6 protein-coding genes are annotated in these 7,167 nt (G+C 32.2%); 2 read left to right on the forward strand and 4 right to left on the reverse strand.

Going from position 1 to position 7,167, the window contains the following annotated elements; translation table 11 throughout:
* Positions 1-283 precede the first annotated feature (283 nt).
* Both DIT68_RS16015 and DIT68_RS16020 read left to right on the forward strand, forming a co-directional pair.
* Complete coding sequence (locus tag DIT68_RS16015; RefSeq protein ID WP_146194252.1) at positions 284-643, forward strand: hypothetical protein; 360 nt, start codon at positions 284-286, stop codon at positions 641-643.
* 178 nt (positions 644-821) lie between these two features.
* The gene (locus DIT68_RS16020; RefSeq protein WP_109360837.1) at positions 822-1,355 is read left to right on the forward strand and encodes a hypothetical protein; all 534 of its coding nucleotides are present in this window, start codon (positions 822-824) and stop codon (positions 1,353-1,355) included.
* A 73-nt stretch (positions 1,356-1,428) separates the two neighbouring features.
* Here DIT68_RS16020 and DIT68_RS16025 read toward each other — a convergent pair whose 3' ends face one another.
* The 4 genes from DIT68_RS16025 to DIT68_RS16040 all read right to left on the reverse strand — a co-directional run bounded on the left by DIT68_RS16025 (position 1,429) and on the right by DIT68_RS16040 (position 7,006).
* The gene (locus tag DIT68_RS16025) at positions 1,429-2,649 is read right to left on the reverse strand and encodes a hypothetical protein (protein ID WP_109360838.1); all 1,221 of its coding nucleotides are present in this window, start codon (positions 2,647-2,649) and stop codon (positions 1,429-1,431) included.
* A 32-nt stretch (positions 2,650-2,681) separates the two neighbouring features.
* Positions 2,682-3,992 (reverse strand): hypothetical protein, encoded by a 1,311-nt coding sequence (locus DIT68_RS16030; RefSeq protein ID WP_109360839.1) that lies wholly within the window; start codon positions 3,990-3,992, stop codon positions 2,682-2,684.
* Between the two features lie 510 nt (positions 3,993-4,502).
* Positions 4,503-5,252 carry a LytR/AlgR family response regulator transcription factor gene (locus DIT68_RS16035; protein WP_109360840.1) on the reverse strand — a complete coding sequence of 250 codons (750 nt, stop codon included), beginning with the start codon at positions 5,250-5,252 and terminating at the stop codon, positions 4,503-4,505.
* An 86-nt stretch (positions 5,253-5,338) separates the two neighbouring features.
* Positions 5,339-7,006, reverse strand: coding sequence for a sensor histidine kinase (locus DIT68_RS16040; protein WP_109360841.1), 1,668 nt, complete (start codon positions 7,004-7,006; stop codon positions 5,339-5,341).
* Positions 7,007-7,167: the final 161 nt, after the last annotated feature.

Below are 7,167 nucleotides of genomic sequence, written 5' to 3' on the forward strand. Positions count from 1 at the left end.
TAAGTTTTAGCCTCGCTTTGTTGAGTTTAGCACCATTATTTTCAACTTGCTCTTTTAAAAGACTAGATAATTGATTAGTTTTACTCTCAGGACTGGTATTCTTTTTCATAGATAAATGAGTGAAGTTGTTCATCTAAGATACTGAATATCAGTCTTTTAAATAAGTATTCCCATGCTTATTTTACTGATTTTTAATTAGTTATATTTTTGTCATGTAGTGTATAATTTTTCACAAAATTGATTTTCCAATTGCATTTTGATTTACATTTGCCTTGTGAAAACGATGATGAAAAATACTTTTTTAACGCTTTTTTTTACTGTTTACTGTCTTTCAGTATTCAGTTCAGCGGCTATTCCATCGCTTGAAACAAACTTTTCTGAACAAGAAACCACAGAAGGAACACATTTAGCGGAGTTATCAAAAGTTCTTTGCCCACAAACAATCAGTGTGGAAGGATATGGTGTTTCAATCGCTCCTGCAACTCCTGATTTTGATGGTGGAAATGAAAAGGCATTTATTGCAACTCAATTTCTGAGTAAACTGACTGTTCAAAATAACATAAGTTCTTTCAAGGCGTCCAAAACCTTGGATTTGCAGTTCCCATCAGTGGACATCATATTCCCTTTCCATAATTTCTGGTAAAATTCACTCATTTGAGTAGAATGGTCAATACGTTGACAATTATTGATGTGCTTTAATAATTAGCACATATTAAGAATGTTAATAAGAAATTCACCCCGTTTTCTTAGCTTTTAAATTGAAGGTATGGCAAAATAAGTCTGTCCATCCTCAGCTAAGAATCGGATTTAAAACAAAAAAAATGGAAACAGGAAATATTTTAATTGGAGTAATCTCCATCGTTGCAATCGTAATCCCTTTTATATTAATGTATAGAAAAAGTAAAAAAACAGAAAGAGGATTGCTTAAGAACCTCAAAATTTATGCAGATACGAAGGGCTTGCAAATAGAGAAATGGGAAGCTATGGGAAATTTGATTTTAGGAATTGACAGTATTAATCGAGTGGCTTATTTTGCGGAAGTGGAAAACCTGAACTATAAAGTGCGTCATGTTCAATTATCTGAAATGTCTATTTGCAAAGTAAATCGTGAGCTTCGTGAAGTAGATTACCATGGTGAAAAGGACAGGGTAACCCACAGTGTTGAAATTGACTTTTATCCCAAAAACAAAAAGAACAATGTGGAATCTTTCCGACTTTTTGATGAAGACAATAACCGTATGTTAAGTGGCGAAATTCAGCTTGCGGAAGAATGGGTAGCAAAGTATAATGAGTTAATTAGCTCTCCAAATGCAACTTCTAATGTTTCAGTTGAGCATAAAATGGCAGTAGGATAAAATTGAAAAACACTGTTCTAGCGATCTAGAACAGTGTTTTTTCTAATTATGATTTTATTAGGTGGTCGATGTATTATTTGTCTAAGAACTCTTCAAACTGAGTCCATAATGATTTTTTTTCTGGTTTGTCTGGATCACCATTAAACATTAAATCAGCTTGTTCAGAATAAACTAATGAAACCGTTCCTTCTGCAATTAGGTCACCATTTTCACCATCTCTATTCGTGTACATTTTCACCGTTAGATTATACTTTTCACCTACTTTAAAGTTGTCTTTGTTTAGGTATAATAATTGAATAAACGCATAATCTTGAACATATCGGCTGTGGTATTGATTATAAGTTCTCAAAGCACGCGGAGAGTGTTGTCTGTATTTATAGTCAGAAGTTTCTAATCTTTTCACCATTTTGCTCCATGCAGCAGACCTTGATTTACATTCTACACGATTTGTTGATTTACCGTTCATTTCATAAACATAGTTTACTTCTTGTCCAGGGTATTTTGATGCTGGTGGAACCTTGAAAAAGGCCATGTAATTCATGTTTCCAGCCATGTCAAGAGTTGTTGCAAATCCTTTTCCGTTTACCATCGGTGGTTTGTTTCCTGCTCCTCTTTTCATTAAGTGCCAATCTTCAGTGGCAAAAATGATTTTATCTACGTTTTTTGCGTAAAGTTCATTTTTCATCCAAATTGCAGTTTCCTTTTCTGCTTCAGCTGAGTTAATTTTAGCCATGTTTTGACCATAAAGAACTTGTGCTGTTTCAACATCAAAGTCGCTAAAAAGTGAAGAGTCTTTCGCTAATACACTTACAACTTTTCCATTTTGAGTAAAAGCGTAAACATCAGGATTGATTTCCATAAAAACAAAATCATCACTATTGTTTGCCAAAGCCATGATGTCCTTATCTACCATATAAAAATAGTTGATGTCAAATTTTCTTTGGTACTTTTCCTTTAACACACACTCCATTGAGTTTGGTCTATCCCCGTAACTTTTTCCACCCATCATAACGGATAGTTTATTCACAATTTCTCCATCTTTTTCTTTTTCGAATTCAAATCCAATTGTGTTTTCTCTTTCAATGACGGGTACATTTACAAAATAAGTTCCTGAAATTCCACTAGGATCTTCGAAATCATAGGTCTTATACTTTGGTTTTCCTTGTGCTGCCTTTTCCAGTTTAGCATTTGCTTTATCTAATTTGGCTTGCATCTTTTCTTTGAAAGATTGTGCTTCTGTTGTTCCTGCTAATGCTATACATGCAATAGCCAAGATGAATTTAAGTTTTCTCATATTACTTTTTGTTTGGTTATTATTTTGATTTATTATTTAATTACACTTCCTGTTCTACCTCTTGAGCCATTTGCGCCTCTTTTATTGTAGGTCTCATTTCCAGCGCCTCCAGCACCAGCGTTTCCGCCTGTATTTTGAATTACGATGTTTAATTGACTAACTCCGTTTCCTGTTAGCATAACAGTTCCACCATTTCCGCCATCACCACCGTTGCCACCGTTGTCACCAGAAAAATGGCCTTTTGCACCGTTTCCTCCATTACCACCTTTTACATTTAAAGTGATTTTGTTATTGACATGTATTTTGGCTTCTGCTAAAACTTGTCCGTTTGCAGCGTCTCTGAAAACAACTTTCGTTATTGTTTCTCCATTTACCATTTGTTTTTCGGCTGTAGCATTCACATTTCTTCCATCTTTTCCGTGGCCTCCATGAACACTTCTACCATGAACTCCACCTCTTCCGTGTGCTCCACCATTGCCTTGATATTGGTAATGGATGTTGTTTTTATAATTAATTGGAGTTGAGAATGTACCTTTAACCGCACCACTGTATTTTGATGATACAACTAACTCAATCTTATCATTTGGAATTTTCCGACTATCATTGGCTACTTTAAAGTCACCACCTGCATAATCACCACCTTTTGTTTGCACTTCAAAATCTGAATAAGGTGTTAAACCACCAAGGTTTTTGGTTTTCAAGGTTTTTCCGTTGGCTAAAACAACTTCAATACCAATACCAACTACAGTTAAATGACCTATTTCATTGGGATTGTCAATCATTTTAAGAGAAATAGATTTTATAGATTTTCCTTTTAATGTATTTTCTTCAGCTTCTAAAGCAGCAATTTCTGCCTTATTTTGGATTCTTTCACTTCTGGCTTCAGTTTGCTCTCCTTTGATTGCTCTGCGGTAATTATCTAATGTTTCTTTTTCAAATTTGTAGGTAGAAACTTTTTCCTTGGTTAGTATGTAGCTAATAGTTGCTCCAGATTTTGCCGACCAAGTATAATAGTATATTTTCTTGTCTATTACAGAGATGCATATTTCAGCATTTCCTCCAAAATAATAAGCTGGATAGGCTGGTAAATCAGCAGTATAAAATTCATCTAAAATACCTACTCGTTTGATTAATATTTTTGATGTTTGACCTTCATTTGTAAAAAGCTCTACTGGCCATTCTTTCTTCGCTAATTCAAAAATGTATTTTTCATAGCCCCGTTCTAACATTTTAAATACGGGGTATGATCCTGATTCTATCTTGGAAACTTCTAGATTCTGATTGTCTTGAGAAAAACTAAAAGTCGAAACAAGTATTAAGCAAATGGATATGATTTTTTTCATGATTTTTAATTATGATGCAAGTTTAAAGGATGTGAAAAGTAATTACAAGACATGTTTCACGAACAGACTTATTTGATTTATTAATGGATGGTTTTAGGTGTTTCATCGAGTAATTACCGAGTTTGATAGAGGTTTAGGGTGAAAAGTGAACTTATGAAAATCTTAAAGTAGGAGTATTTCCAAGCGATATTTATATTGAATATGCACAAGACTTATGAGCTTTCTTGTATGATGATCTTTTATCAAGTTCAGCCTCCAATTGTCAAAATGCTGATTTTTAGCTGAAGTTCAAGAAGAAAGTAGATTTGTAGTTGAGTGCAAGTTTGAGAGGAAAGATTTAGATTTGACGAAACGCTATGAAATTTCTTGAAGCACTGTGGAAAAGGGGAGGAGTTAAAAAACAGATGTAGGTTATATGGAATTGAAAACTACAGCGATGTGAGGAAGTGAAGCCATAGAGACTACTAAGGATTTAGAAACAATAAAAGATTGATTAAAGTTAATAGGAAACTATCTTAATAATGACTTCTCGAACGATGCTTTTTTATACTTCGATAATTTAGCAACTAGCTTATTTTCGAGTTCAAGGCTTAAGTTAGATTTAGAGTAAAACTTCAAAAAACTGGTATTCACAATCCATGATTTATGTGTCCTGAAAAAAACAGGATTCTCATCGAACAGGGTTTCAAAGTGTTTTAAGTTTTTACTTACGATATATTTATTTCCATCCATTAAATGGATAAAACTATAGGATTCACAAGCTTCAATTGCAATGATCTCATTTAATCGAACAACTTTTTGATCTCCTTGAAAAGGAATGATAATCTTATTGAGTTTGTTTTCTTTTAAGCTTTCTACCAAAACTTCATAGTTTACGGAAGCACTAAAATGTTTTTGTTTGGTGATGAATTTATCAATTGCAGTTTTTAATTTTCCAATATCAATAGGCTTCAAAAGGTAATCAACTGCAGCCACTTGGAAAGCTTTTATAGCATAATGATCATAAGCCGTAACAAAGATGATCTCAAAATCAATTTGGTCGAAAAATAAGGTGATTTCATAACCAGAGTAATTAGGCATTTCAATATCTAAAAAAACCAAATCTGGTTTATGCTTTTTTATGGACTCAACTGCTTGTTCAACGTCTTCACATTTATCAACTATATTAATCTGTGGACAAAAATTGAGAATTAAATTAGATAGGATATTTCTTGCGCTTTGCTCGTCATCAACTAATATGGCGTTATAGGTGTTTTGCATGTTTACAATGTTATGCTAAATTTCAGAATTAATTATCAATAATTACATGAATAGTCTGTTTGAATTTAGGAATAGCCCAACACTTCTTAAAACTTCCTTTTAAATGGTATTTTAAGCGTAACCAAAGTTCCCTCTATGACATCGCCGTCTTTTAAATCTTTGTATTCTAATCCGACATTTTGCCCGTACAATTCCTTAAGTATTTCAAAACGAGTTTTAATAGATTTTACAGAGAATGATTCGTGTATTTTATTTTGTCTTTGTTTAATTTCATTGGATTTTTGTCTTCCGATTCCATTATCTTCAATTTTACAAACGAGTGTTTCGTTTTCAAATGCAAATTCTACTTTTAATTTTTTAGGACCTTTTTTATGAAGTAATCCATGTTTCAAAGCATTTTCGATAAAAGGCTGAATGATCATGGGAGGAATTTCTATGTCTTTTATGTCATTGGTATTGATTTCGAAAGAAAAATCATTTTTAAACCTTAATTCTTCAAGTTCCAAATAAATGCTCAAAACTTGAACTTCTTCCTCAAAATCGATAAATTCATTATCGGAGTGTGAAAGAATTTTTCTAACAAGTAATGCGAATCTACTGATGTAATTATAGGCGTTTTCTTTATCTTGTTGTAAAATCAAATCTTGGATTGAATTTAGAGAGTTGAAAATAAAATGTGGATTCATTTGCGATTTTAACGCAGTCAGTTGGGCTTTGTTAAATTGATTTTCTATGGTCAACTTCGCTTTTTGCTTTCGTATTTGAATGTATAGCGTTATGAAAACAATAAGTAAAACGATAATTGCCGCAAGGATAAAGAAGCTCGTTTTTAACCAGAACGGTTTTTGAATTACAAAACGGTATTCAATAGTATCACTATAATTATCACCATATACAGCCCTTACTTTGAATGTATAATTATTTGGAGGTAGTGATTTGTATTCAAAAGTATTGGATAAATATTCGTTTGTAATCCAATCTTTATCAACTCCAACTAATTGATACTCGTAAAATATGTCGTTACGGTATTTTAAAGTCTTAGAAGCTATTTCAAAAACAAACTTATTATTTTCATATTTAAAAGAATGTTGAGCTGTATCAATGGCTTCGTCATTTACTAGAACCTTGCATAGCTCAAGATTCGGAGTATATGCATTATTTCTAATTTCCGAAAGTGAAATACTTTGTATCCCCTTATTTGTAACGATCCAAAGTTCATTATTATTGATTTCAAAATCTAAAATATTCTTGGCGTTTAATCCATTGGTATAATTTATAAATTGTTTAACCTCACCATTAATGGATAGTCGATTGATTCCCTTGTTTGTTGCTAAAAAAATATCATTTTCATAAAACTTGATTTGATTGATTTGATTTGATAATAATCCGGTAGAAGTTGACCACTTATCAATCAATGAGTCGTTTTGGAAAATCAGAAGTCCATGTTTTTTTGTAGAGACATAGACTTTTCCTTTATAGGATTTAATATCTTCACTTATTACAACTTTCTCCTCATGGCGGTAAAATCTATAATCATCTAATTTGTTGATTATTAGTCCTAAAACGGTTCCTGTATATATGGATTTGTTAATGCTATCGTATGCAACGGAATAGGGTCTGTAGTTAATTATTTTGGATTTTTGAATTTTGAAATCCTTACTATTAATCCAATGTAAATGTGCGTTTGATATTATTAAAAAATGCTGATCCTCCAAAAAGCAAATATCTTTTATATCGCTTTTAAGAACATCCAAAAGAGTATTGTTTCTATAGCATGTTAAAGTGTTTTTCTACACTACATGACAAAAATATAACTAATTAAAAATCAGTAAAATAAGCATGGAAACACTTGTTTAAAAGACTGGTATTCAGTATCTTAGATGAATAACTCCACTCATTTATCTATGAAAAAGAA

It is taken from the genome of Brumimicrobium oceani, assembly GCF_003143775.1.
GTDB classification, from domain to species: Bacteria; Bacteroidota; Bacteroidia; order Flavobacteriales_D; family Crocinitomicaceae; genus Brumimicrobium; species Brumimicrobium oceani.

Excerpts from the sequence above, each read along its gene's own strand:
- DIT68_RS16015 (WP_146194252.1), top strand. The coding sequence starts at position 284 with ATGATGAAAAATACTTTTTTAACGCTTTTTTTTACTGTTTACTGTCTT.
- DIT68_RS16020 (WP_109360837.1), top strand. The coding sequence starts at position 822 with ATGGAAACAGGAAATATTTTAATTGGAGTAATCTCCATCGTTGCAATC.
- DIT68_RS16025 (WP_109360838.1), bottom strand. The coding sequence starts at position 2,649 with ATGAGAAAACTTAAATTCATCTTGGCTATTGCATGTATAGCATTAGCA.
- DIT68_RS16030 (WP_109360839.1), bottom strand. The coding sequence starts at position 3,992 with ATGAAAAAAATCATATCCATTTGCTTAATACTTGTTTCGACTTTTAGT.
- DIT68_RS16035 (WP_109360840.1), bottom strand. The coding sequence starts at position 5,252 with ATGCAAAACACCTATAACGCCATATTAGTTGATGACGAGCAAAGCGCA.